The sequence below is a fragment of the Arachidicoccus ginsenosidivorans genome (assembly GCF_007971385.1).
GTDB classification, from domain to species: domain Bacteria; phylum Bacteroidota; class Bacteroidia; order Chitinophagales; family Chitinophagaceae; genus Arachidicoccus; species Arachidicoccus ginsenosidivorans.
This window is the reverse complement of the sequence record NZ_CP042434.1, coordinates 1,260,159-1,284,797: the sequence shown is the minus strand read 5'-3', so window position 1 is coordinate 1,284,797 and position 24,639 is coordinate 1,260,159. Positions and strand designations below refer to the sequence as shown.

At 40.3% G+C, this 24,639-nt stretch carries 26 protein-coding genes and 1 pseudogene; 20 read left to right on the top strand and 7 right to left on the bottom strand.

Features of this window, described 5'->3' with window-relative positions:
• Positions 1 to 158: 158 nt before the first annotated feature.
• Positions 159 to 752, bottom strand: coding sequence for a TrmH family RNA methyltransferase (locus FSB73_RS05230; protein WP_146780444.1), 594 nt, complete (start codon positions 750 to 752; stop codon positions 159 to 161).
• A 55-nt stretch (positions 753 to 807) separates the two neighbouring features.
• Positions 808 to 1,539, bottom strand: coding sequence for a DUF3109 family protein (locus FSB73_RS05225; RefSeq protein WP_225974504.1), 732 nt, complete (start codon positions 1,537 to 1,539; stop codon positions 808 to 810).
• Between the two features lie 26 nt (positions 1,540 to 1,565).
• Between FSB73_RS05225 and FSB73_RS05220 the strand changes: the two genes are divergently transcribed.
• Entirely contained in the window at positions 1,566 to 2,135 is a 570-nt protein-coding gene (locus tag FSB73_RS05220; RefSeq protein ID WP_146780443.1) for a UbiX family flavin prenyltransferase, read from the top strand.
• Between the two features lie 94 nt (positions 2,136 to 2,229).
• On the top strand, positions 2,230 to 3,360 hold the full coding sequence (locus FSB73_RS05215) for an alpha/beta hydrolase (RefSeq protein ID WP_158639423.1): 1,131 nt from the start codon (positions 2,230 to 2,232) through the stop codon (positions 3,358 to 3,360).
• 128 nt (positions 3,361 to 3,488) lie between these two features.
• On the opposite strand, the gene FSB73_RS05210 is transcribed toward FSB73_RS05215, so the two are convergent.
• A complete protein-coding gene (locus FSB73_RS05210; protein ID WP_146780441.1) occupies positions 3,489 to 3,866 on the bottom strand; it encodes a hypothetical protein in 378 nt (125 codons plus the stop codon).
• A gap of 137 nt (positions 3,867 to 4,003) precedes the next feature.
• Positions 4,004 to 5,154, bottom strand: a pseudogene (gene pncB / locus FSB73_RS27430) (nicotinate phosphoribosyltransferase).
• A 163-nt stretch (positions 5,155 to 5,317) separates the two neighbouring features.
• On the opposite strand from pncB, the gene FSB73_RS05200 reads away from it, so the two are divergent.
• The 7 genes from FSB73_RS05200 (at position 5,318) to FSB73_RS05170 (ending at position 14,425) form a co-directional block, all read left to right on the top strand.
• A complete protein-coding gene (locus tag FSB73_RS05200; RefSeq protein ID WP_146780440.1) occupies positions 5,318 to 5,812 on the top strand; it encodes a SixA phosphatase family protein in 495 nt (164 codons plus the stop codon).
• A gap of 408 nt (positions 5,813 to 6,220) precedes the next feature.
• A complete protein-coding gene (locus FSB73_RS05195; protein ID WP_146780439.1) occupies positions 6,221 to 9,418 on the top strand; it encodes a SusC/RagA family TonB-linked outer membrane protein in 3,198 nt (1,065 codons plus the stop codon).
• Between the two features lie 59 nt (positions 9,419 to 9,477).
• On the top strand, positions 9,478 to 10,089 hold the full coding sequence (locus FSB73_RS05190; protein WP_146780438.1) for a RagB/SusD family nutrient uptake outer membrane protein: 612 nt from the start codon (positions 9,478 to 9,480) through the stop codon (positions 10,087 to 10,089).
• Positions 9,996 to 11,033, top strand: coding sequence for a RagB/SusD family nutrient uptake outer membrane protein (locus FSB73_RS05185; protein ID WP_158639422.1), 1,038 nt, complete (start codon positions 9,996 to 9,998; stop codon positions 11,031 to 11,033). The genes FSB73_RS05190 and FSB73_RS05185 overlap by 94 nt, the downstream gene beginning before the upstream one ends.
• Before the next feature lie 27 nt (positions 11,034 to 11,060).
• The gene (locus FSB73_RS05180; protein WP_146780436.1) at positions 11,061 to 11,759 is read left to right on the top strand and encodes a fasciclin domain-containing protein; all 699 of its coding nucleotides are present in this window, start codon (positions 11,061 to 11,063) and stop codon (positions 11,757 to 11,759) included.
• A gap of 33 nt (positions 11,760 to 11,792) precedes the next feature.
• Positions 11,793 to 12,884 (top strand): hypothetical protein, encoded by a 1,092-nt coding sequence (locus FSB73_RS05175; protein WP_146780435.1) that lies wholly within the window; start codon positions 11,793 to 11,795, stop codon positions 12,882 to 12,884.
• Between the two features lie 746 nt (positions 12,885 to 13,630).
• On the top strand, positions 13,631 to 14,425 hold the full coding sequence (locus tag FSB73_RS05170; protein ID WP_146780434.1) for an RpnC/YadD family protein: 795 nt from the start codon (positions 13,631 to 13,633) through the stop codon (positions 14,423 to 14,425).
• Here FSB73_RS05170 and FSB73_RS05165 read toward each other — a convergent pair.
• A complete protein-coding gene (locus tag FSB73_RS05165) occupies positions 14,412 to 15,122 on the bottom strand; it encodes an RNA-guided endonuclease InsQ/TnpB family protein (protein ID WP_146780433.1) in 711 nt (236 codons plus the stop codon). The two genes, FSB73_RS05170 and FSB73_RS05165, sit on opposite strands and share 14 nt — an antisense overlap.
• On the bottom strand, positions 15,037 to 15,468 hold the full coding sequence (locus FSB73_RS05160; RefSeq protein ID WP_146780432.1) for a hypothetical protein: 432 nt from the start codon (positions 15,466 to 15,468) through the stop codon (positions 15,037 to 15,039). Before FSB73_RS05160 ends, FSB73_RS05165 begins: the two co-directional genes overlap by 86 nt.
• A 152-nt stretch (positions 15,469 to 15,620) precedes the next feature.
• Here FSB73_RS05160 and FSB73_RS05155 point away from each other — a divergent pair, with 152 nt between their 5' ends.
• Together FSB73_RS05155 and FSB73_RS05150 are read left to right on the top strand one after the other, a co-directional pair.
• Positions 15,621 to 15,857 (top strand): hypothetical protein, encoded by a 237-nt coding sequence (locus FSB73_RS05155; RefSeq protein ID WP_146780431.1) that lies wholly within the window; start codon positions 15,621 to 15,623, stop codon positions 15,855 to 15,857.
• A 154-nt stretch (positions 15,858 to 16,011) separates the two neighbouring features.
• A complete protein-coding gene (locus FSB73_RS05150; protein ID WP_146780430.1) occupies positions 16,012 to 16,269 on the top strand; it encodes a hypothetical protein in 258 nt (85 codons plus the stop codon).
• A 70-nt stretch (positions 16,270 to 16,339) separates the two neighbouring features.
• Here the strand turns inward: FSB73_RS05150 and FSB73_RS05145 are convergent, their stop codons facing one another.
• Positions 16,340 to 17,500, bottom strand: a complete 1,161-nt coding sequence (locus FSB73_RS05145; protein WP_146780429.1) for a glycosyltransferase — start codon at positions 17,498 to 17,500, stop codon at positions 16,340 to 16,342.
• 181 nt (positions 17,501 to 17,681) lie between these two features.
• On the opposite strand from FSB73_RS05145, the gene FSB73_RS05140 reads away from it, so the two are divergent.
• The 9 genes from FSB73_RS05140 (at position 17,682) to FSB73_RS05100 (ending at position 24,592) form a co-directional block, all read left to right on the top strand.
• Complete coding sequence (locus FSB73_RS05140) at positions 17,682 to 17,930, top strand: hypothetical protein (RefSeq protein WP_146780428.1); 249 nt, start codon at positions 17,682 to 17,684, stop codon at positions 17,928 to 17,930.
• 21 nt (positions 17,931 to 17,951) lie between these two features.
• A complete protein-coding gene (locus FSB73_RS05135) occupies positions 17,952 to 18,542 on the top strand; it encodes a pseudouridine synthase (protein WP_146780427.1) in 591 nt (196 codons plus the stop codon).
• A gap of 243 nt (positions 18,543 to 18,785) precedes the next feature.
• Positions 18,786 to 19,229 (top strand): 50S ribosomal protein L13, encoded by a 444-nt coding sequence (gene rplM, locus FSB73_RS05130; protein ID WP_146780426.1) that lies wholly within the window; start codon positions 18,786 to 18,788, stop codon positions 19,227 to 19,229.
• 52 nt (positions 19,230 to 19,281) lie between these two features.
• Positions 19,282 to 19,671, top strand: coding sequence for a 30S ribosomal protein S9 (gene rpsI, locus FSB73_RS05125; protein WP_146780425.1), 390 nt, complete (start codon positions 19,282 to 19,284; stop codon positions 19,669 to 19,671).
• A 108-nt stretch (positions 19,672 to 19,779) separates the two neighbouring features.
• Positions 19,780 to 20,664, top strand: a complete 885-nt coding sequence (rpsB, locus tag FSB73_RS05120; RefSeq protein ID WP_146780423.1) for a 30S ribosomal protein S2 — start codon at positions 19,780 to 19,782, stop codon at positions 20,662 to 20,664.
• A gap of 137 nt (positions 20,665 to 20,801) precedes the next feature.
• Positions 20,802 to 21,626: a translation elongation factor Ts gene (gene tsf, locus FSB73_RS05115; RefSeq protein ID WP_146780422.1), complete on the top strand. Its 825-nt coding sequence runs from the start codon at positions 20,802 to 20,804 to the stop codon at positions 21,624 to 21,626.
• A gap of 171 nt (positions 21,627 to 21,797) precedes the next feature.
• A complete protein-coding gene (locus tag FSB73_RS05110; RefSeq protein ID WP_146780420.1) occupies positions 21,798 to 22,442 on the top strand; it encodes a DUF6088 family protein in 645 nt (214 codons plus the stop codon).
• Positions 22,443 to 22,706: 264 nt separating this feature from the next.
• On the top strand, positions 22,707 to 23,531 hold the full coding sequence (locus tag FSB73_RS05105) for a hypothetical protein (RefSeq protein ID WP_146780419.1): 825 nt from the start codon (positions 22,707 to 22,709) through the stop codon (positions 23,529 to 23,531).
• Positions 23,516 to 24,592 carry a serine hydrolase domain-containing protein gene (locus FSB73_RS05100; protein WP_158639420.1) on the top strand — a complete coding sequence of 359 codons (1,077 nt, stop codon included), beginning with the start codon at positions 23,516 to 23,518 and terminating at the stop codon, positions 24,590 to 24,592. Before FSB73_RS05105 ends, FSB73_RS05100 begins: the two co-directional genes overlap by 16 nt.
• The last annotated feature ends 47 nt before the right edge of the window (positions 24,593 to 24,639 follow it).

Here is a 24,639-nt window from a genome sequence, read left to right as displayed (position 1 = left end):
GAAGTTTTCAGGGTCTTTAGGTAGGTTTCTACAAAAAATGCGAAAGACTCCCTAAGAGTTAGCAGATTATTTAGCACTAGGATTTGGGGACGGATTTGGGGCACAATTACAGTTTACTGTGTGGAGTTGCAAGGATAACCACATATATATTATTGAGGTTATTCTAACCCCCATTGGTTGGCGACATCTCTGTATTTTGGATTTTTGGAATTATTTCGCTCATAATGCCCTTTTGTATATTTTTGACGAAACGCCTCATATAAACAAATGGCACAGGCAACGGATATATTGAGCGATTGGATGATACCCATTTGTGGAATGAGAAAATTGCCATCACATAAGGCAAGCATTTCAGGGGAAACACCTTTTTTTTCATTTCCAAATACCAGGGCCAGTGGCTCCGTAAAATCAATAGAATAAAGATCAACCGCCTTTTCATTTAAGGCAGTAGCCATCAGTTTAAAGCCTTCAGCCCTTACCTGACTTACACATGCCTGTAGATTGTCATGGTAATGCAGTGTCAACCATTTCCAGGCGCTACTGGAACTTCTAAAGCCAAGTGAGTCACCAAACTTCGGATGAGGAGCAATTGTGTGATTTAAAATATGGACCTCCTGGATACCTGCTGATTCACAGGTACGAAGGACTGCCGCAATATTATGTGGATCCTGGACATTTTCAAAAATAACCGTCAGATCAAACTGCCTATTACTTAATACGCGTTGCAATTTTTCTTTTCTTTCAGGCGTCATGTGCTTTCTTCTAAATCTATTTGGTCTATTTCCTTAGGTGGGGCATTAAGAACCCTTATTTATTTTGCTGCATGTGTGCGGCTGTGGCCTCCAGGCTTTCGTAAAATTCAGGGCCGTATTTTCGGATGATAGCTTCCTTTAAAAATTTATAAACTGGGACTTTTAATTTTTTTCCTAATTTACAGGCAGCCTTGCAGAGATCTTCTCTTGGGACGTAGTTCACAAATTCCAGGTCTTTATCTAGCCTGCTTTTTTCTGTTTTAATCGGGAAAAGATGGCAGCTAACTGGCTTTTTCCAGCCCAGTTTACCATCATTATAGGCTTGCTCAATACCACACTTGACAATGCCTTGTTCGTCCCGGTAGCCATAAGCGCAGATTGCATTATTAATAGTTGGCGTCACCCAGCCGAAAAACTTATCATAAACATATTTGCCTTGTTTTTCTATTTCTGCCAGACCTTCAGCGGTAAGATAGGGCTTGATGGCCTCAAAATTTTGCTGCAATTCTTCAAGTTCACTATCCATAAGGGGCGCGCCGGCATCACCATCTTCACAACAGCCTCCTTTACATTTACTTAGATCACAAACAAATTGTTCACTAAGTACATCATCACTGACTAATATATTATCAATTACAATCATGCCATTATTTCTTCTAGGGGCAAAGGTACAGCTAAATGTATGTTTTAAGGGCACTTTGTGCGCTAATTGATGGAAATTATAGCGCCGGGGCCGATCCTTACGCTGGAAAATAGCAAAATAGACAGCAATTGAGACCAAATTCACAGAGGTTAGTTAACTTGCATAGTAATATGATGGACAAAAAAATAGCACTTGCAATTACGGGAGCCAGCGGCGCCATCTACGCCAGGCTTTTGATTGAAAGTTTACTGGAGCTTAAAAGTCAATGGACTGAATTGGCCATAGTGATGAGTAAGAATGCCAGGACTGTCTGGGAAACAGAACTTGGCAGTAAGGATTATGCCAATTATCCTGTGCATTATTATGACAAATATGATTTTAATGCGCCATTTGCATCCGGTTCTGCCAGGTTTACAGATATGCTGATAGTGCCTTGCAGCATGGGGACTTTAGGCAGGATCGCTGGAGGTATCAGTGATGATTTGGTTACTAGAGCTGCAGATGTAATGCTAAAAGAGCGCAGAAATTTAATTTTAGGCGTTCGGGAAACCCCTTATAATCTGATTCATATTCGTAATATGGAAGCCGTAACACTAGCAGGTGGGATTATTTGTCCAATGACACCATCCTATTATAGCCAGCCATTAACGATTGAACAGGTAGCTATGACAGTTGTAAACCGCTTGATCGATCTGATTGGCCTGGACCAGCAAACCTATCGGTGGGGCAGTGGCAGTTGAATAGGAGGTCAGCATCATAAATAAAAAATCTATTCCCCCGATGAAACCGCAGGTTCTATTATTTTTTATTACTATATTTTGTTTACTTTCGTTTATGCCGACTAAACAAGCCCGACAGACCGTATTATTTGAGCTACAGCTTCCAGGCGATACATTGCCGCATGCCAATGATTCATTATACCTGGCAGGTGATTTCAACGGCTGGCATACGGCAGACACCAACTTTATTTTTAAACGGAACCGCAAGGGCATTTATATACTGAAGACAAAGCTCTTGGTTGGTGATCATGCTTTTAAGGTGGTCAGAGGGAACTGGCAGACAGTAGAAACAGATAACGAAGGTGGTGCCATAGCCAACAGGACGCTGGAAGTTGAAAAGCAGCCAGGCAGAAATGTCATGCAGGTAGGGTTAAAGGTGGAAGGTTGGGCAGATAATTTTCCCAAAGCACCTATTAGAAGTACCGCTGCCGACAATGTTAAGATTGTAGATAGTGCATTTGAAATGCCTGAATTACAAAGAAAAAGAAGAATTTGGATATACCTTCCTGAAGATTATGCGCAAATGCCAGAGCGGCATTACCCGGTTTTGTATATGCAGGATGGGCAAAATGTTTTTGATGAGGCGACCGCTTTTTCTCAGGAATGGGGCGTTGATGAATATCTCAACAGTCTACCCAAAAGTCAGCAATGTATTGTTGTGGCCATTGATAACGGGGAAAATGAAAGGATGCAGGAATATAATCCCTTTAATAATAAGCAGTTTGGGAAAGCGCAGGGCAAGGCATATGCTGCATTTTTGGCAAAAACACTTAAGCCGTATATTGATAGTCACTACCGAACAAAACCAGATGCAAGACACACAGCAGTCTGTGGCAGTTCAATGGGTGGTTTAATCAGTTATTATATTGCGCTTACTTATCCTGATATCTTCGGCAGGGCTGGTATATTCTCCCCTTCATTTTGGATTGCGCCGGAAATTTATCAAAGCACTGATAAAGCCCTCACAGGTAATAGTTTAGACCACTCGGGTTTTTATTTTTATGGTGGCGCTAAAGAGGGGGACAGTTTAGAACAACGATTAGACCAGATGACCCTTCTGCTAAAGTCCCATCCATCTATAGTAACAAAAACGGTAGTGGATCCGCAAGGGGTGCATGAGGAAAAATACTGGCGTCAGGCCTTTGGTCCATTTTATCAGTGGTTACGTTCTTTGGAAGGTCAATAGTAATGAATCTGGTGGCTAAACCGGATTACTCCCAACTAAAGGCAATGCAGTGAATAACAGACAAATCCAAAACAATAATCCTTTGTTTTAACCTGCTAATCGTAAGTTCAATAGGATGGAGTTGCTAATTAACTTTGTTGGAGCCGTTGAAAATAAACCATGGAAAAGGTGCCGCTTTCTTGTTGGAACCTTGCATAAAAATCCTGCGCTTTTTTAAGATATGCCTTATCACCTGACATCTGGAACTGATAATAAAAAAGATTGCCCAGAAAATCCAGCATCAAGGGAGCGCCTTGCGCTCCGTATTTTGCAATCGTATCTTCGAGGCCTTGATCATCCAGCGCTAAAAAATCGGCTACAGAAAGCGACGTTGCCGTATAAATCTGTTGATCAATATCCGCTTGGGTAATGCCGAGTATATTGTCCGGAAAAGAGCCGATTTGCTTATTGAGCATAGCGGCCAGCTCTTTTAACCTGCGCATCAAAAAATTCTTGTCTTGTATCATATAGTATGTTCTGCTAAAAATAATGATCCAGTGAAAATAAAAAGTAACTGAATCGTTGTGGGCAAATGTAATAACATATTGCGGAACATGATGTTAATGATTATTTGTATATGTTGCCATCGTGACTAGTTACCTACCTACCTACCTACCTCATCTGAATTTTGCGTTGGAGCAATACCGAGTATTTTTTGTGCAAGTTCGATCATGGCAGGATCCCCTGTATATTTACCTTTTTCATCAGACAATTTTATGGTAGCAATTGGGAGATTTTCGCCTACCTGGATGGAGGAGAGTTTAATGACAATATTCATGGGTTCCAATCCGACATCATTGGTTAAATTGGTCCCAATTCCAAAGGAAATGCCAATTCGTCCTTTAGTAGACTGGGCAATATGGGCAACTTTTTCTGGATTTAAGCCATCAGAGAAGATAATAAATTTGTGAAGTGGATTGATACCCAGATTTTTATAATGGGCAATCGTTTTTTCCGCAAATAAAACCGGGTCACCAGAATCATGGCGGACACCGTCAAATAATTTTGAGAGTTTTTTATTGAACTGCTTAAAGAAAATATCTGTGGTATAGGTATCCGATAATGCCACCCCAGGTCACCCTGAAATACAGTGGCCCAGTTTTCCAGCCCCAGGCCTCCGGCCATCTTAAAACCATAATAGGCTCCATGAAACATAAACCATTCATGGGCATGCGTGCCAATAGGCTTTACGCCTGTTATTCTGGCCAGATGTACATTGCTGGTACCGATATAACTGTTTCCGTGAAATTTTTTCAGCGTAGCCGCTATTAATTGATGGACTGCAAAAGAGTGTCTTCTGCGCGTTCCAAAATCGGCCACGGTTACCCCAAGCTGATTAAATAAGCGGATTTTTTCCTCAGTGCGCCTTTCAATCTCTTTGTCGTCTATTCGTTTTTGACCGGTAGTAATATAAAAAAGTTCGCTGATTAAGGATAATAGTGGTACTTCCCATAAGATTGTTCTGAACCAATAGCCTTCAATAGTCACCTCAAGTGATGAGCCGTTTTGCTCAATATGTACCTCCTTAGGGTGATATTTATATCCTGCCAGAAAATCAATATAAGCCGGGCTAAGATAGGGGCAGGTCTTAAAAAGGTAGGCTTTTTCTTCAGGCTGTAACCTGAGTTCAGACATGGCGTCTACACATTTACGCAGCGCTTCCCCAAATCCCGGTGGAAAATGGTGCTCACCACGGTTGATAAATTTATATTTTGCCTTTACATCGGCAAAAAGGCTTACCACAGCGCATTGCATGGTAAATTTATAAAAATCATTGTCCAGGATGGAGCTCAGTCGTATTAAGGGGTGGATGTTTCCATAAATCAAACCTACGAAAAAATTAGAATTATCCCCAGCGCTATTTGGGTGGTTAACTTCCAAAATGTATATTTGTTAGGCAGTTAAAAGGCCACCTTCAATGAAAGAACTACTCATTATCCGTCATGCAAAAAGCAGTTGGCAGAATCCTTGGGAAGATGATTTTGACAGACCCCTCAATGACAGGGGCAAAAGAGATGCGCCATTTATGGCTGCAGAAATCTTTAAAAAAGAAATTGCGCTTGATGCTCTAGTGTCAAGCGATGCCAATAGAGCCTATGCTACCTGTGCCTATTTTGCCCAGGTCTTTAAAGCAGTACCTGTAATTAAAGATTCCAGGCTATATCAGGCCAATGTTAAAAACTTTTTTGAAGTCGTACAATCCTTACCCGATAATTATAAATCCGTTGCATTATTCTCGCACAATACCGGCCTTACTGATTTTGTCAATAAGTTGACCAAAGTAAGGGTAGATGTAGTGCCTACCTGTGGTATCTACGGGGTAAAAGCCGATATTGAACACTGGGCTGATTTTAAAAATGGCAAAAAAGCATTTTGGTTTTTTGACTATCCCAAAAACCATTTAATCAGATAATTGTACACTACAATTAACGGCTATTCATTTGTTGTGAGATTTTTTGTCTTATTTATTTTCCAATGGGTGACAAGTATTTAAAATCGGGTCACCTATAGGCTTCTATGTATCTTTTGTGATTAAAGCGATTGCTTCTATGCTGTTTTATGTGGCAGTTCAATGTATTGCTGCTGTTGTATAAGTCTTATTTTTTAGTTGTTGTAACAAAAATTTAAGTGAAATCATTTTATCAAAAAATTTGTGCAAACGTTTGATGATTTGAAAATGAACTATTTAGGTATGTAATTGTTTGCGATTGTTTAAAAAAACAAAAAAACATCCCTTCCTTTGTTTAGGATCATGTGGCTGCTAGGCTAAATGGTCATTGTTAACCAATTTTATTTTAAAACACCTAAAAAAAGCTAATTCATGAAGAAATTCTTATTTCTTGTGTTGTGTGCTTTCTATGTTTCACTCAGTTATGCTCAGCAAGGATTTCCAGTGGCAGGCGAGGTTGTTGATTCCTCCGGTGCACCTATTGCGGGCGTTACTGTAAAAGAATCCAGCAGGAATGGAACATTGACACGCGAAGATGGAACATTTACGCTCACAGTCAAAAAGCAAGGCGCAGAGCTGACCTTTAGTTTTATTGGCTACAAAACTGAAAAAATAGCGGCAGCGGCGCAATTAAAAGTTACCCTGCATGCTAGCCAACAATCTGACCTGAGCGATGTAGTTGTTATTGGCACCCAGGTTCAGTCCAAGAGAACCACTACAGCCGCATTATCCACCGTTTCTGGAGATGAAATTGAAAACCTTCCATCTCCCAGTGTAGATGCATTACTTCAGGGACGGGTTGCTGGCCTGAATGTGCAGGTATACAGCGGCGAGCCCGGTGTCGCCCCTACGGTTGTTGTCAGAGGAAACTCCAGAATCAATACAAATATTGGGGATAATAGCGTGGCGCAGGCACAGGCAATGTCGGGCCCTTTATATGTGATTGATGGAGTACCGACCAATCCAGAGGATATTTCGAATAATATCGATGCAACCGGGACCAACTATCTGGCAGGTATCAATATTAACGATATAGAATCCGTGGACGTTCAAAAGGATGCGGCTGCCACCGCTGCCTGGGGCTCAAAAGGTGCAAATGGTGTCATTTATATTAAAACAAGAAAAGGAACTTCTAAGACACCGCAGTTTAGGATCAACGCATATACAGGGATAACGCAGCGGCCCGATTTGTTAAAAACCTATACCGGTTCTGAAGAAAGGCAGGCCAAATTGGCGATCATTAATCAATATATTACTTCTCCGGATCAGTTAGACGGGTTACCACAATTACTCACAGATAGCCTGAATCCTTATTTTAATAATGCTACCGACTGGCAGGGGCTCTTCTATCAGAATGGTACGATTAATAATATTGATGCAACGGTATCAGCGGCGACAGATGCTGTAAACTACCGGGTCAGTATGAACTATTACAACGAAACCGGCGTCATAAAACAGTTTGGCTATCAGCGCTATTCCATCAGAGGCAATTTTAATTTTAAAATCAGCCCCAAGCTTAATACTTCTCTGATCATAGGCTTATCTAAAGGAGACAGGCAAAGGGGGATGAAGTATTATCTGAGTGATGAAAATACCCCCTTCTCTGGTGCTTCTCAGCCTTCCTCTTTCTATTTACTCAATGGGTTTGATTCGTCCAATTATACAGGCCTTTATAGTAAGATCAGAAATAAGAATATTAACGACGCCTACAATGTAAGTTTTAATCTGAATTATGACATCTTTCCATTTTTGAAGTATTCTTTCCAGGGTTCTGCCAATATCAGTACCTCCGACAGAGATTATTTTGAACCGTCTAATCTGGATGAAGTCGCTATTTTACAAGGAGGTTCTGCTACCGAATCCTATGCAGAATCCGATCATGGAACATTTGCTACCTATTTTTTAAATAACGGATTGAACTTTATAAAAACCCTGGATACCAAAAATGGCAATAAACATAATTTTGCGGTAACCCTTTCCCAGCAATATACCTCAGATGTTTCCAAGGGCAATCAGATTTATGGTTACAATACACCTACCAATGACATCAAAGTCGTTAGCGGTATTCCGCAATCGGATTTAGGGGGCTATTCCTATTATAAGAAAGATGCGATGTTGTCTCTTGTAGGGCAGGTGCAATATGATTATAATAGCCGGTATTTATTGTATCTATCCTACAGAGGAGACGCTTCTTCCAGATTTGGTGCCAATTCAAAATGGGGCTATTTTCCTGCCATTGGAGCCGGCTGGATTATTTCAGATGAAAGCTTTATGCAAGGCGCCAAAAGCATTGTTAGTTTCTTAAAATTAAGAGGCAGCTGGGGGATCGCTGGTTCTCAGTCTCCCGATTTCTATGCACCCTATAATTCTTATGATGTCTCAGGTACTTACGATGGACAACAGGCCATTCAGCCTAACTTTAATAATGGGCTGACCAAAAATGATTTGACCTGGACCAGGACGGAACAAAAAAATATTGGTATTGATCTGCGTTTATTCAATAGCCGGATCTCCATTACTGCTGATATTTATGACAAACTGTCCAAAGATGATTATTATGACTTTACCCTTCCTTTTTTCACAGGGTTCAATTCGATCAGCTTTAATGCGAAAGATCTCTGGGTCGATAATAGAGGTTTAGATATATCCATAAATACCCGCAATCTTTCCCCAAACAGTAAGGTGCAGTGGAATTCCCAACTCGTATTCACCTATAATAAGAATGCGATTGCCAAGCTGCCCAATAATAACCGAATCATGACCATTAAAGATGGTTATGGTATCGACCGCATCTTCGAGGTAGGGCAACCTATTTACGAATTGTATCAAATGCATTATGCTGGCGTATACAACCATCAGGATGAAATCCCTTTTAATCCATTAACCGGTAAAGTTATCACTTACTATAAAGGTTATTACCCAGTCAAACCTGGTTATCCTATTTGGGAAGATATTAATGGAGATGGGGATGTATGGGTCGGAGAGGACAATGGCGATCAATATGGAGACCGCAGGCCTGCCGGTAACCCGAATCCTAAATTTACCGGTGGATTTACCAATGATATTACTTACAAAAATTTCTCTTTACAGATTTCCAGTGTGTTTACCTGGAAAAGAACCGTTGTCAATACCTTTTTCCAGCAACAAATGGATGGTATAGGCGGCAATATCAACAATTTTGCTAAAAACCGCCTTCCAGATTTAAGTGATGTAAATTATTGGACTCCTGGAAAAGCAGAAGATCCAAATTATAAGGCAGACTTTCCGTCTATTACACCATTTGGCGGTTATTTTTATCAGTTCTGGCCCTTCTCTGATATGTGGAATGTGGATGGGAGTTACTTCAAAATCAAGTATGTAATGTTGAATTATCAGTTACCTACCAGTGTTACCAAGAGATTAAAAGTGGATAAAATAAACGCATATGTCATGATGGATAATGTTTTGATCCTAAAAAATAAAAACAATACCATGCCTGACCCCGAACTGGTAAATTCTCTGGGTGTATATACCGGAGGACTTTATCCCCAACCACATAAATATACCATCGGCCTGAATGTGCAGTTTTAGATAATATGCACTGAAACTCTATTGATCATCTAATACATGGTATTAAAAAATAATTTTCTATGAAAATCAATTTATTCAAAAAAAAGCAAATGAAGTGGTGTCTTTCTGCCACCGCCTTACTTCTTTTATTCGCCTCCTGCAATAAAGCACTACATGACGGCCCTATTGATTCAACCTATGGGGATGCCTTTTGGGTATCCCAATCCAATGTTGAAAAAGCGACGGCTGCCTTATATGGTCAATTTCGCGCGGATATCCGACAGGGCCAGAGTTATTTTATATTTGGAGATTTGACTTCTGGGACTTTTCTGCCGGCCAGCAATAATTCCAATTTTCAGGTGAAGGCCAGTACAAATCCTCCTTATAATTTCTCTTATGTACCTTATAAAGAAGGAGATTTACAGGACTGGTCCAGGTTCTATAAAGTGATCGCCCAGGCGAATCTTATTTTAGAAAATGTGCCTAAAATGAGTGCCAGTAGTTTTCCTTCAGAAAGCAGCAGGAATCGTTACTTAGGTGAAGCCTTATTTATGAGGGCCTATACTTATTTTATATTACCCGCGTCTGGGGAGATCCCGTGTATGTTTCCCGCACCTTTAATGATGTTGACTATGGACATATCCCACCCATTGCCAGATCTGATGAGGACAAAGTCCTGGATACCTGCCTGATTGATCTTAGATCAGCAGCTGGGTATCTAGATTATACGGATGGGAATCCCTCACTAACTACAAGAGCCAATAAAGCAACGGTATATGCAATTATGGCGCAGATTTTTGCCTGGCAACATCAATATGATAGCACACATATTTATTGTCAAAAGGTGATACAGCAAGGTGGGTACTCTTTGGAATCCATGGATAATTATGCCAATATTTGGAAAGGCAAGGTCTCATCAGAAAGCATTTTTGAGCTGCCCATGAAATACAATGCGGATGATCCGAATTTTAAATCGCAAAATGATTGGGCCGAAGCCAAATTTGATTTCTTTGGCACTTTCCTTAAAGGTGATTTGGTCGATAATAAAAATACCAGTTGTTGGGTAGCACCTTCGGGAGGAATTGTGGACAATACCCTGTTTGATACCACAAAAGACCTAAGGTTTCGTAGGTTTTTCCGTAAAGTAGCGGCATCTGGAGGTGATCAGGCAGGCTATCTTTTGACAAAATACACTGATTTTAATTATCAGAATCCCGATGCAAAGACCAATGCCTATATTGATAATGACCTTGTTTTAATAAGATTAGCAGATATATACTTACTGGACGCTGAGGCGCTGGCTCATCAAAATGACTTAGCAGGTGCCAAGGATAACCTGGAAAAAACAGAATCCAGAGCAGGCATTGATTCCTATAAGGATGTACAGACTAAAAACGATGTCTTAACTGAAATTCTTAAAGAGCGTGGCAGGGAACTCATCGGAGAGGGTATTTGGTACTATGATTTGATTAGAACAGAGCCTGAGTTGCACTGGCTGGAAAGAGTAGGTTATCCTGCGGACAGGGTACTCCCACAAAACAAGGGCTATTACTGGCCGCTGAATATGAATACTTTGTTCCCTTATGACAATCTGCTCACCCAGAACCCATGGTGGAGTGCAAATGCAGACAGATAACCTATTGAATATATTAAATTAAATAATATGAAAAATCGTCAAATAAGCCGATATATAAGCCGTAGAGGCTGGCAGGCACTTTTATTTTTCTCACTATTACTTGCTATCGTTTCCTGTAAAAAGGACTATATCAAAGGAGGCTCTACTTCCAATGCAGACCGTTTTGCCGGAGCTACAACTTATGAGGCACTTCAACAAATGCCTCAATTTGATACGCTGGTACAACTCATTGATGCGGCAGGGATTCAGGATGCCGTTAATAAAGCCGGGACGGTATTTGCACCCAGCAATCGATCTATAAGAGATTACCTGGAAATGCGTACCTTATTTTTGCAGAATAATGTAGATCAATCCAAATTCTTTTTATTGGATTCTTTGAACTATTATCTTAAAAACAATATCCAGGGGACAAAAGATTCATTGTTGATGTATCTGATTGCGGATCATCTGACACCGCAGGATGTTACCTTGGATGGTACCATTTATCCCACCGGTCTTAATAATGATAAGGTACTGGTGTCCTTCGAAGAAACAAAAGATGGTAATATGGGCTATACAGATTTGATCTCCAGCGTTCCCCGAATTCTTTATTATGCTCAGCTTTGGGATGGGCAAGGGGATCCTGAAGAAAATAAAATTCTGGTTAAAACCGCCTTTATTAAAACAAAGACTGGTTCAATTAATGCCTTAGATCCAGGACATATATTGTTTTTTTATGGAAGGTAATATGTATTCTTTAATTAGTAAAAAAATGATTTTATGAAAAATAATAGATTTGTCGGGGCGCAGGTGGTATTGATCACACTAACCATTTTCGTACTGCAAGCCTGCACAAAATATGGGAAGGGCTTTATCAGCCCAACCATGATGTATTCTACAAAATTAATGGTCGTACCCAAGGGACAAGTTGCTAAATCTAATTCCCTGGTGTCGGATGGCTCTTCTATTCCTTTAAATGTAAAACTATATCATATTTATGATTCTACAGGCACTGAAGTAGATGCACTTTTTAGCAAAACCAATACAGTAGATGTGTGGACGAAGGCCTATGACCCCAAAGTGGATACCACTTTTGCTTTGGTAATGGCAAAACGGAGCTCCCAGGAATTGCCGCCGATTGTTGTCAACCCAACCAGCGGAGTGATTGAGTCTAATCCTGGTACTTTAAATATCCCATCGGGCAAGTATACAGTGGATCTGCAAGTATCCAATATTGCCGGTGATGAAATTTTGAAAAATGCGATCACGTTGGATTTTCAGGAAGTTGCACCTTTTGAAACGGACGATGCTTCTACTGGTAATTTTGCAACGGGCAAGGCGGTCGCTGGAACTGCCCCGGTTACGTATTCTTTTAATGGAGCCAACAATCCTTATATTGAATACAGTATTTTGCGGTATGCTGATACGCCGAATGTCGTTTACATGAAAATTATGGATAAAAACGGGGTAGCCTTTAATCCTCAAAAAGGAGAAATTATAAAACGCCCCCAAACGGGCATTAACCCAGATCCTCCCTTTTTACAGAATTTGCAGGATTATGCCCCCGATACTTATAAGGCCTTAGATACTGCTATGTTTATTAGGTATCCGTTAACGCCTTTTCCCATTGTTTCTTTAGGGAATAGTTTTTTGATGTATTATAATATTAAAACAGATTATGTAACCACTGATAGTACGGCTAACTGGACCAGTAATCCGGAAAATCTTAAGTATCAAGGAGCTTCTGACAGTCATTATTTAGGTGTTTATAAAAACGGCGTATATGATTATTCTGTCCGTATTCCAATGCGGGTACAGGTGCCAGGTGCTTATATTTTTTCTGTGAAAATTTTAAACGCTACACACCGATAATCAGCTAGTAATTACAACCATATAGATGGTCATAATGGCCCCGGACACTTAAGAAAATATAGTGATCGGGGCTTTTAGCATTAAGTGGTTAGCGGTAGCTATGATGAAGCCAAATTCTTGCTACCATTGGGGTTTCTATAGTGGTATAGGTACTGGAAGTGAGAAAGTAATTGCAGAATCCAGCCAACAAATGTTTCTAATCTTTTATAAATCCCAAAACTATTGGGTACTTTCATTTGACTGAGTCGTTAATGAAAAAACCAGCAACCCGCAACCTGAATCCGTCAACATTTTAAAACTGTTTTTCTGCTTCATAATGTGGATACGGGAAAGCTTTTTAGCAGTTTTACATTGTTGCTTTGTTCAAAACTTCAATTGCGCAAAACCTTTATAATTGCGTCCAAAATAGTCCGCTTTTTTATTTTTTACGCTCTACTTTTGCCACGTTATCAAAAATTAAATTTTAAATGCTTCGCCAAAGAAGATTTGCCATATAAACATATATTAATTCGGTTGGTTTTAAGATAATGACTTTGTTGCGGTTTTGCTCATTTTTAGTAATGACGTGCAGCAAAGAAGGTTAGTAGTTGACTGCAAACCTGATTGTCATCTTCCTTTAGAAGGTTTTTATTTTAAGCTGGACTTAAAATAAAAAAATGTTGACAATTAAATTATTTGTGGCTTTCATTATTGCTGCTACCAGCTGGTTTTGACTTGCAAATATTAAATATTTTGAATTTTAAATAATGACATATGAAAAAAAGAAGAATAACACCTTTGATGCAATATGGAAGGGGCTTATTGAAGATTTGTTTGTTGAATTTATGCATTTTTTCTTTCCAAATGCAGATGATATTTTTGATCTGACGAGTTATGAATTTCTGGATAAGGAGCTAGATGAGATTTATCCCGAAGAGCCTGGCGAAAATCGTCGCCATGTAGATAAACTGGTAAAACTTAAGTTGAAATGTGGTGGGGAGCAGTGGTTATTGCTGCATATTGAAGTGGATGGTCGCGGTGGTATTAAATTTGGCGCAAGAATGTTTACGTATTACTATCGGATTTTTGATCGTTATGGTCAACATATCACTGCATTGGCTATTTTTACAGGAAAACAACGTAAAAGGAATACGCCAGACCGGTTTGTTCAGGAGGTATTAGGAACACGACTTGAATATAAGTACAATACCTACAGAATTGTTGATCAATCGGATGACGATTTGAAAGCCAATTTAGAAAATCCCTTTGCACAAATCATATTAGCTGCTAAAACCGGTTTGCTCTCTGGGAAATTGAGTGATGAGGAGTTAATGACAAGGCACGAATGGATTTTTAGTGCTTTGGATAAGTCTTTGAGTGTCAGGAAGAAATTATCCGTTTTTGCATTTATAAAGAAATTTGTCCATTTTTCAGATTCCGAAAATAATGCTATATTTGATAAGAAATTAGAAGGTATAATAAATAAAAAAGACAATATGGGCGTTATTGAAGTCAACATACCCTCGGCTAGAAGGCGAGGGCTTGTCACTACTGTCGGATAAATCCGACAATGCGACCATGGGCTGATTGACTGCAGCCTAATTCGGCGATGTTTAATGCTGCATTCTTGTCCGCATGGTCACCGTGACCACAGCTGCAGCACACAAATTCGCTTTGAGTTTTCCTGTTTGCTTTTTCAATATGTCCACATTTATGACATCTTTGGGAAGTATAGGCTGGTGGTACCAAAAATACAGGTACTCCGGCCAGCTTAGCCTTATAGATGATAAATTGGCGTAATTGATGAAATGCCCAACCAGAAAACCTGGAACGTTGGCTCTTGCGAACCCTTTGCCGTCTGCGAATACCTGTTAGATCTTCTAACGCTATTGCAGATCCGGTGCGTTTGGCCTCGTCCACTATTCTTTTACTTATAATGTGGTTTTCATTTCTTTTAAACCTTTTCTCTTTTCCAGAGTTTTTTTTCAATTTTCTTTTTGCTGAACGGGTCTTCTTCTTTTGAAGACCAGTTCTTTTGGCTTGGTTTTTTTTATGTACCTTTTCAGTCTGCTGGCCATCAAAAGACTCCCCAGTAGATAAGGTCGCGAGCTGATTGATCCCTAAATCAACACCGATCACATTTTCATGATCTATTAATTCCGGTTCTGGGATATCACAACTGACATTTAAAAAAAAAGTGACCGTTGCGAAAAAACAAATCTGATTCTCCCTTTTGAAATGCCAACAAATTACGGGCATTATCTCCAACCTCGAATTTCATTACTTGCCTTCCTTCGAGCGTAAGTATGCTTAGGCTATCACTGCTGAGATCAAAGCTGATCATACGACAGTCAAATGCTACCGCCCCTTTTAATCTGAAGGTTCTTTGGGTATCGATTGGACCTGTAGCCTTTTTGGCTTTAACCTTGTATGCATCTGCAACCTTACCAATAGCCCGGATGGTCATTTGTGATTTAAGTCCAAAATCCTCCCGTATAGCGTAGTAAGTTAGCTTATGCAACCTTATTCTGTTAAAACACTGGTTATCAAAAGCCACCGCTGATATTTGGTTGCAGGCAAGGTTCATTGCCGTTAATGTTTCCATTAACAGACCAAATTGCTCCCGATCAGGAACTAACTTTATTTGTGCTACAACTACCATATCTTTGACAAAGATAGATAATTAATTTAGTATACGCAAATATTTAGTAGAAAGAACTACAATTATTTTTCAACCCAAGAAAAGAGACAATGATAATGGATCAGGCTCGACAGGAGGGGGGCGCCATGATGGAAAAGAAACTTGCAAAAGAACGTGCTATGATGGCGGAGGAACGTGCAAAAGAACTTATGGATGAAAAATATAAATTTACCCAAAACTTATTAACCCAGGCTAGCATGCCCATCCCAAGCATTGCGCGTATTGTGGGTGTCAGTGAATATTTTGTCCGCAAAGTAAAACGGGAATTGAAGCGCGAACCAGCAGTAGGTTAAGTGTTATTTTGCCATTAGATTTTGTTGCCAGTTAGATTGCATTGCTTTTTATTTTACAATGGGCCTCATTAATCAGGTGCGGAGTAAAGTTTGCTGCGTGCTATGCCAATCGTTATTTACCAGGTTTTGTTTAAGCACAAATAAAAAATAGAATATGGGTGTAATTGAGATGATAAAGGAGCAGGCTCGCCAAGAGGAGCGAGCTAAGAAAGAAAAGGAACGTGCAAGGGAAAGTGCTTTGAAAGCAGAGAAATCTGCGAAAGACCTAGTAGATTTACAATATAAAATCACCAAAAACTTATTGACCCAGACTAACATGCCTGCCTACGATATTGCGAGAGTAGCGGGTGTTAGTGAGTATTATGTTCGCAAAGTAAAACGGGAATTGAAGCGCGAACAAGCGATTGGTTAGAGGTTATTTTGCCATTAGAATTATTGCCAGATAGATTGCATTGCTTTTTATTTTACATTGGATTACCAATTTATCTATCTAACCCTTGAATGGTAGGAATCTGGATAGTTTGATCTGAAAAATCCTTTGGAAGCGTATATGCAAAGTTTTCCGCTTTACGGAAAGCTGTGAGATAATCTTTTTCTTCCTGGGCAAGACTATAACCCCAGTGATTAGCCATCAACCGGCGGGCCAGATACTGCTGTTCCGTCTGACCAGGAGTTGGAATATATATGCCTTTTTTTCCCAGCATCAGCAGATCCATCACAGTAGAATACCCCGACCGGCAGACAATAAATTCAGCTTGATCTAATAAAGGAAGCAATGTATCCGGAGCTGCGTAATCTATAACCTTGAACTGTTGTTCAGCTATTAAACCATCAGGGAGTGGATTAATATCAGTATTGTTCACTGTAATCTGGGGGGCCGTTGGCAGCCCACGGACTAGAATGGATTTACCGTTCAGCTTTGGAGCTATTTCCAGTAGTCTCTTTTCAAGGATCGTGCGTTGTGGTTCCGGGCCGGATAATAATAATAAATACTTGAAAGGTGCTAATTGCTCCTTTGCCTGCTTGGTGGTGTCCGTTTCCCTATTTTTTAAATGGCTAAGTCTGCTTAACAGACCAATGTAATATGTGGGGATTTTTGGCATTTGAAGGGGATGAGAAAGCTTCCCGCCTAAATTTGGATCCCCAGCAAGATCGGGTATCCAGAGTTGACTAAAACGCTGAATATAACGGTAATTAATCTTTTGGATAATGGCTTCCAGCAGACTCAAGGGCGCTGCGATTCTCAATTGATGGGTGATAAATATAGAAGGGACATCTTGATGGTAGAAACCATACCGGTTATCCGAAATAATTAATTGTATAGGATGGGTGGCCACTATGTTTTGAACAAACCTACGTTCCCTTCGGATTGCTTTTAATATCTTAGGGATCTGCAAAAATATTTTAAAAGCGAATAATTTTCTTTTTTCGGCATAAGTAATGCCGTATCCTTGCAAAGGAATGAAAATTGCTTTTGGAAAATGCTGGCGAAGGACTTTTTCTGACGCGCTGCCCGGTTGGACAGCGATCATTAATTGATGGTTCTTTTTGTTAAAATGCGTTAAAATTGGGATCGATCTGGTCGTATGGCCTAATCCCCAATCGAGTGCGGAGAATAAAATGATGAGCTGATTTTCTTCCAAAAACTTATTTTTTAATAATTTTGCCTTGGATGGCCTTGAAACACCTCGGCAAAAACAAAATTAAAGGGTTTCTGGCAGACCTGAAAATTAAGCTAACTTTAATTAAAACAGGGATAAGCTAAATCAGGGTAATGCGGATATTAAAAGACTAAGAAAACGACACACAAGAGTAAGCTAAAGCATGAACGCGTTTAATAATAGAGATTTGATCATATTATCCAAATACATGGATACCAATACCGCTGCTTTTGAGCAGCAGGTGCGCTCTATTCATGCGATGCTCTACCTGGTGGAAGGCACTGAACAGTTTTGTCAGGCCCATGAAGTCATTGATCTTAACCATTATCGGATAATTCAGAAGAGCTATTTAGTACGTAAGATTATAAGCGATCCCATCAAACCCTTTGTTTTTTTGTTCAACAAGAACTAAAAATATTAAAATAATAAGCCTTTGCCCGCTTTTCGTTACTTTGTTATTTATAAACCCTATCAGACCTTATCCCAGTTCTCTGCTGAGTCAGGTAAGAAGACCCTTAAAGACTGGTTCTCAGTCCCAAAAGATGTATACCCTGTGGGGAGACTGGACTATGATAGTGAGGGGCTTTTACTCTTAACCAATGATACGAGGCTCAATCAGGCACTCCTTCATCCCAGAAATGCCCATGCCCGGACCTATTATGTGCAAGTGGATGGAATGGTTAGCCCTGAGGCCATCATCCAGTTAAAAACGGGTGTCGCCATTAATGTAAATGGCAAAACTCATCAGTGCAAAGCGGTAGAGGCAAGGCTGCTGCAAACAGCGCCGCTGTTACCAGAAAGAACACCACCCATCCGGTTCAGAAAAACCGTACCTGCCCCCTGGATGGCTATAACCCTAAAGGAGGGCAAAAACCGACAGGTCAGAAAAATGTGTGCAGCAGTCGGGTCCCCAGTCCTGCGTCTCGTTCGAATATCTATGGAAGATCTGGATATTACAGGCTGGAATTCCGGTCAGATTAAAGAATATCGCCCAGAAGATATCCACCAACTACTTCATGTATAGTGCTGGAAATTCCAGGTTTACGCCTTGCAAAAAGAAGAAACAACCCTACAAAGGCCGTTTTTAGGCTATTTTTAAAGGTATATTTTAAAATAAGGTCAAAATAATTATTGTAAATCAATTAATTAGAAAGTTGTCTTATTTAAAATTCCTTGAATTGCTTGTTATATCCAAAAACTAAGCGCAACTTTGCACCCTAATTTAATAAAAAGCGGCGGGATAGCGTCGCAATAAAACATTTTAACAATGAGTAAACTACATTTCACAACCAAGCACGCGAATGCGGCTACCGTTCAACGCCAATGGCACATTGTGGATGGTACTAATCAAACCGTGGGTCGTATCAGCGCTAAGATTGCAGCCATTTTGCGTGGCAAGCATAAAGCTTCTTATACTCCACACGTTGACACCGGTGATTACGTAATCATCATCAATGCAGATAAAGTTACCTTCACTGGTAACAAGTTGGATCAGAAAACCTATATTAACTTCTCTGGTTATCCAGGTGGTAAGAAAGAAGAAGTCGCTAAGGACCTTTTAAAGCGTCGCCCTGAAGTCGTTCTGGAAAGAGCTATCAAAGGTATGTTGCCTAAAAACAAATTAGGTCGTAAAATGATCAAAAAATTATTTGTTTATGCAGGTGAGGCACATCCACATACTGCACAGCAACCCAAAGAACTGAAATTCTAATTAAACTTAAACAATCTTACAAAAGAACGCTTTTGTAAATAATTAATACTCAATGGAAAAGCAAAAAATAGCCGTAGGACGTCGTAAAGAAGCCGTTACCCGCGTATTTATCAGCCGCGGTAGTGGGAAAATTACCATTAACGACAAGGACTATAAAGAATATTTCACTTTAGCTTATTTACAGAACCAGGTAGAAGTACCGCTGAAAACTGTAGAAGGAAGCGATAAGTTTGATGTAAAAATCAATGCAACCGGTGGTGGTGTCAAAGGCCAGGCAGAAGCAGCCAAATTAGGAATCGCCCGTGCACTGATTGAAATTGATCCGGAATATCGCCCAGCATTAAAAGCAGCAGGTCTGTTAACGCGTAATCCGAAAAGTGTTGAACGTAAGAAATTTGGTCATAAGAAAGCACGTCGTAGCTTCCAGTTCAGCAAACGTTAATACAGAAAATATGTTCACTGTTCGCTACCTCAGCCGGTGGCTTGGATGCGAACAGTGGTATTTTACTTTCAGAAATAATCATTTTAACCATACTATAATTTTTAATAAATGGAAACAAATACTTCTCTACAGCAGCAACTGCTTGAGGCCGGAGTACACTTTGGTCATCTCAAGAAGAAGTGGAACCCAAAAATGTTACCTTACATTTTTGCAGAGAAAAAAGGCATTCACATCATCGATCTGAACAAGACTGTTGATCACCTGCAGGAAACTGCAGCTGCGATGAAACAGATCGCCAAAAGCGGTAAAAAGATCATGTTTGTTGCTACCAAAAAGCAGGCAAAAGAAATCGTATCCGATTGTGCAAAGAAAGTAAATATGCCTTTCGCTACAGAACGTTGGTTGGGAGGTATGTTGACCAACTTCAACACTGTGCGTAAAAGCGTTAAGAAAATGCAGAGCATAGAAAAATTGCTCAGCGATGCAAATGCGGACAGCCTGACCAAAAAAGAAAAGCTTACGCTGGCGCGTGATAAAGATAAAATGGAAAAAGTATTGGGTGGTATTGCCCAAATGAGCCGTCTTCCGGCAGCTTTATTCCTGGTTGATATTGGACACGAACACATTGCACTAGCTGAAGCTAAACGTTTAGGTATTACTACTTTTGGTATGGTTGATACCAACTGTGATCCTAATAAAGTAGACTTCGCTATTCCTTCAAATGATGACGCTACTAAATCCGTAGCCATCATTACCAACTACATCACCGCTGCAATCGCAGAAGGTCTGGCTGAGCGTCAGGCTGCAAAAGATGAAGATGAAGAAGAAGTAGACAACGAAAATGAAACAAAAGCAGCCAGACTGCAGGCAGAAGCTGAAGCCGAAGGTGGCAGCACTTCCGGTGGCCGTGGTCGTCAGGGTGAAGGCGGACCTAAGCGTCGTGCACCTCAAGGTGGTGGCGCCCGCAAGCCCCAGGCTGGTGGCAAAAGATAATTGCTTCTTTGATTAAAAGAGAATTATTTTGAACTAAGTCAATAAAGAAGCCTGTAAATATCTTTTGCAGGCTTCTTATTTAAACCTAGGAGCTAGGTTTTTATTAAACATTTAAAAATATTTGGAGGAATTAAACCATGGCAGCTATTACAGCGCAGGATATTAATAAATTACGTCAGGCTACAGGAGCCGGTATGATGGATTGTCGTAAGGCATTAACTGAAACTAACGGTGATTTTGAAGCCGCTATTGATTGGTTGCGTAAACAAGGTCAGAAAGTGGCCGCCAAACGTAGCGACAGAGAAGCTAAAGAAGGTGTTGTTATCGCAAAAACCAACAGTGATAATACTAAAGGTTATATTGTTAACATTTCCTGTGAAACCGACTTCGTGTCTAAAAATGCAGACTTTGTCGCATTTGCAGAATCTATCGCTAATGCAGCGGTAGAAAACAATGTTGATTCTGTAGAAGCATTAAACAATGCAACAGTTGGAGCGGCGAAAGTAGCAGACTTAATCAATGATAAACTGGCAGCGATTGGAGAGAAAATTGGTATTGCCAGCTTTGAAGTAGTGGAAGCTCCTTATGTGGCCTCTTATATTCACGGTGCTAACCGTATTGGCGTGCTGGTTGGATTCAATAAAGATGCAGGTGAGGCTGGTAAAGATGTAGCGATGCAAATTGCGGCGCTCAACCCACTGGCTATCGATCCGGAAAGCATTTCTAAAGAAACCGTTGACAGAGAAAGAGCTGTTATCATTGACACTATGAAGGCCGATCCCAAAATGGAAGGCAAATCTGATGAAATGATCGCAAAAATCGCTGAAGGAAAGCTCAATGCATTCTTTAAAGAAAATACGCTTTTGGCGCAGCCATTTGTGAAAGACCCTAGCAAAACAGTAGCTGCTTACTTAGGTAGCGACCTGAAAGTTACTGGGTTTAAACGTGTGGCATTAGGTTAAATTAATAGGATGGGCATCTGTTGATTCGAGATGTCTGCAATGTATATTAGCGGTTCATTCAATTAGGATGAACCGCTTTTTTGGGCTATTGATGAAAAAAATGGAATTTAAATTGTCGCAAAAGGTATAAATTTTATAATTTTTGCGTATTTTTACGACAAATAAGCGCCTATGACCATTGAACAAATTGCAGCCAAAAAAGCAGAAAAGGCAAAGAATATAGAAACCGTTATCTGGGAAAAAATACAGGCGGCACCGGTTGGGCAGTTGTTTTTTATTGATGATTTTATAGTAGACGGAGCGTTTAAGTATAAGGCCGCAGCAAAGAGCCTGGAAAGATTGGTAAGTAAGGCAAAGCTCAAAAGGATCGACCGTGGTATGTATGCTATAACTGGCTATGATCCTATATCAAAAGAAGTATTGCCCCGTCCGCAGGATATTGCGAAGGCTGTTTGCCGCAAATATAATGTAAGAGCCGTTCCAGCTGGTAAATGGGCTGTTTATCTGGCAGGACTATCGACCCAGCATCCTGGCTTTACAGAGTATCTGACAAGTGGCAAAAACAGACGGTTTCATATTGGGAAAAGCAGTATGCTTTTCAGATCCAGTTCCGGTAAAAATGTTGCTTGCATTGGGCAGGTCAGTTCACTGGTGATCCAGGCTTTAAAAGCGATTGGCCCGGAAAAAATCACCCTGGACCAGGTTAGACTGGCCGTGCTACAATTAAGAAAAGAAAGCCCTTATGCCCTGGAGCATGATATTAGCCTTGCAACGGAGTGGATCCGGGTAATCGGGCGAATGGCCTTAAATGGATAACGATTCAAAGTAAATCATCCCATAGGTCATCCACAATGTTCTTCGACAATAATAACCAACAATATTGTCCAACAAGTTATCCAATAAGGTCATCTAAAGGAAATATCCATGCAGCTTTGAACACAACCCATAAACTGCATGGATATTTGTTTTTAAATGCAACCTGTGCATCAGAGGCCAAAGAATCGGGAGCGATAACTAAACGCGGATTCCCATTATGGCTGCCTAACAGAAATTGTCTATCTTTAGTCAAATGTCTGATGTATGAAGTTCAAATTATGGACAGGCCTTTGTCTGTTAATAAGTCAATTAATGACCTTATCTCTGGATGCACAACCCAAACAAAACCCAAAAGAAGCCTTCCAGCAATTAAGATCAGCGGAGCATGCGGCTGTTTTATTGGGACACCATCCTGATTTATTGCCCATCAAAAACCTTGAAAACAGAAGTATAGTAGCTGTCCATCTGGAGGAGAATCAAAGCGGCTTATTTGACAGTATCGCCAATTTATACGCACCTGTTGCTTCCCTAAGCGCAAAGCCCTACCAGGATTCAGCGGATTTGTATAACCTTGAAGATGACCTACAACCTTATAATACTGTTATCGTGACCTTAACAGCTGACGGTTTAAGTGATTATCGCAATCAGCTGTATTTACAAGATATCAGTAAGCGCAAGGCCATGATTGTAGTGATATTAGGTGCTGTTCGCCATCCCCTTTCCATCCACTTGAGTCAGTTGAAGTGCCCAGTGTTGTATATGCCAACCCATACATCAGTAACGGCAAGTGTCGCAGCCCAAATTGTATTTGGTGGTATCGCCGTAAATGGAAAACTAAAAAAGCCGCTGGGACCAGATATGCCGGCCGGCAAAGGAAATACAACCAGTGCCATTCGATTAAAATATACCTATCCGGAAGAACTCGGCATATCCAGCGAGTCACTTCACCAGATAGACCAACTGGCTGCGGAAGCCATCGCAAAAAGAGCCACCCCCGGCATGGTTGTGCTGGCCGCTAGAAAAGGTAAAGTGTTTTTTCATAAGGCCTATGGTTTTCATACTTACTATAAAAAGTGCCTGAGCAATTAAACGATATATTTGATATGGCATCCGTGACAAAGATCACCGCAACGACGCCCGTCGTAATGCATTTGGTTGAAAAAGGTAAACTCAAACTGGATTCTACCATAGGTCATTATATTGCCAGGGCACGCAAAACCGGCATGAAAGATATCCATCTAAGAGAGGTAATGTTACATCAGGCGGGTTTTGTGCCTTTTATTAATTTTCCAAAAATGATTACCGATCAGGATTACCGTAGGGATTCCAGTGCGGCCTTTCCAACCAAAGTAGCCGACCATTATTTTATCCGAAAAAACTTCTTTAAGGATTTTATGTGGCCGACAATGTTGCATTCTCCAATTGTTACCAGGGGCAAATATGTCTATAGTGATATCAGTATGTATGTAATGCAGGCCGTTATTGAATCTATCACAGATACCACACTGGATGTATATGCCAACAACCATTTCTATAGACCTTTAGGGATGCACAGCACCGGTTATCTGCCTTATTATAAATTTGATGATAACAGAATTGTGCCAACAGAAGATGATCAGACATTTCGCAAAACCTTACTGGTGGGCTATGTACATGATGAAGGAGCAGCACTGAAAGGTGGCGTTGCCGGCCATGCCGGCCTATTTGCCTGTGCAACAGATTTAGCTGCTTATTACCAGATGTTATTAAATAAAGGGTATTACGGTGGCCAGCGGTATTTTCAGCCGCAAACAGTAACTACTTTTACAAAAAATGAGTCCAAGGTCAGTAGAAGAGGCTATGGGTTTGACCGGGTGGATCCGGATAAATCCAAAGAGTATCCTTCCAAGCTTGCCTCTCAACATACATTTGGACACACGGGTTATACAGGAACCTGTGTATGGGTGGATGAAGACAGAGATCTGGTCTATATCTTTTTATCCAACCGGGTTAATCCAACCAGAAGTACAGAAATCTATAAACTAAAGACGCGTAGTAAAATCCAGGATATTTTAAATAAAGCAATTGATGATGCTGGGCACAAAGCAACAACTAAAATTAAAACGAAACCAAAATCAAAACCTCACAGCCAACATAGAAACCCTAAATAAAAAGTATTAAAAAAATATTAGCAGTAGGGAAAAAAAGGGTTAGCTCT

Coding starts and splice junctions, on each gene's coding strand:
- FSB73_RS05150 (WP_146780430.1), top strand. CDS start 16,012: ATGGGTGTAATTGAGATGATAAAGGAGCAGGCTCGCCAAGAGGAGCGA.
- FSB73_RS05140 (WP_146780428.1), top strand. CDS start 17,682: ATGAACGCGTTTAATAATAGAGATTTGATCATATTATCCAAATACATG.
- rpsI (WP_146780425.1), top strand. CDS start 19,282: ATGGAAAAGCAAAAAATAGCCGTAGGACGTCGTAAAGAAGCCGTTACC.
- FSB73_RS05165 (WP_146780433.1), bottom strand. CDS start 15,122: ATGCCCGTAATTTGTTGGCATTTCAAAAGGGAGAATCAGATTTGTTTT.
- FSB73_RS05195 (WP_146780439.1), top strand. CDS start 6,221: ATGAAGAAATTCTTATTTCTTGTGTTGTGTGCTTTCTATGTTTCACTC.
- FSB73_RS05110 (WP_146780420.1), top strand. CDS start 21,798: ATGACCATTGAACAAATTGCAGCCAAAAAAGCAGAAAAGGCAAAGAAT.
- FSB73_RS05220 (WP_146780443.1), top strand. CDS start 1,566: ATGATGGACAAAAAAATAGCACTTGCAATTACGGGAGCCAGCGGCGCC.
- FSB73_RS05155 (WP_146780431.1), top strand. CDS start 15,621: ATGGATCAGGCTCGACAGGAGGGGGGCGCCATGATGGAAAAGAAACTT.
- FSB73_RS05230 (WP_146780444.1), bottom strand. CDS start 752: ATGACGCCTGAAAGAAAAGAAAAATTGCAACGCGTATTAAGTAATAGG.
- FSB73_RS05175 (WP_146780435.1), top strand. CDS start 11,793: ATGAAAAATAATAGATTTGTCGGGGCGCAGGTGGTATTGATCACACTA.
- FSB73_RS05170 (WP_146780434.1), top strand. CDS start 13,631: ATGACATATGAAAAAAAGAAGAATAACACCTTTGATGCAATATGGAAG.
- FSB73_RS05190 (WP_146780438.1), top strand. CDS start 9,478: ATGAAAATCAATTTATTCAAAAAAAAGCAAATGAAGTGGTGTCTTTCT.
- FSB73_RS05200 (WP_146780440.1), top strand. CDS start 5,318: ATGAAAGAACTACTCATTATCCGTCATGCAAAAAGCAGTTGGCAGAAT.
- FSB73_RS05180 (WP_146780436.1), top strand. CDS start 11,061: ATGAAAAATCGTCAAATAAGCCGATATATAAGCCGTAGAGGCTGGCAG.
- rpsB (WP_146780423.1), top strand. CDS start 19,780: ATGGAAACAAATACTTCTCTACAGCAGCAACTGCTTGAGGCCGGAGTA.
- FSB73_RS05105 (WP_146780419.1), top strand. CDS start 22,707: ATGAAGTTCAAATTATGGACAGGCCTTTGTCTGTTAATAAGTCAATTA.
- FSB73_RS05160 (WP_146780432.1), bottom strand. CDS start 15,468: ATGGAAACATTAACGGCAATGAACCTTGCCTGCAACCAAATATCAGCG.
- FSB73_RS05210 (WP_146780441.1), bottom strand. CDS start 3,866: ATGATACAAGACAAGAATTTTTTGATGCGCAGGTTAAAAGAGCTGGCC.
- tsf (WP_146780422.1), top strand. CDS start 20,802: ATGGCAGCTATTACAGCGCAGGATATTAATAAATTACGTCAGGCTACA.
- FSB73_RS05215 (WP_158639423.1), top strand. CDS start 2,230: ATGCCGACTAAACAAGCCCGACAGACCGTATTATTTGAGCTACAGCTT.
- rplM (WP_146780426.1), top strand. CDS start 18,786: ATGAGTAAACTACATTTCACAACCAAGCACGCGAATGCGGCTACCGTT.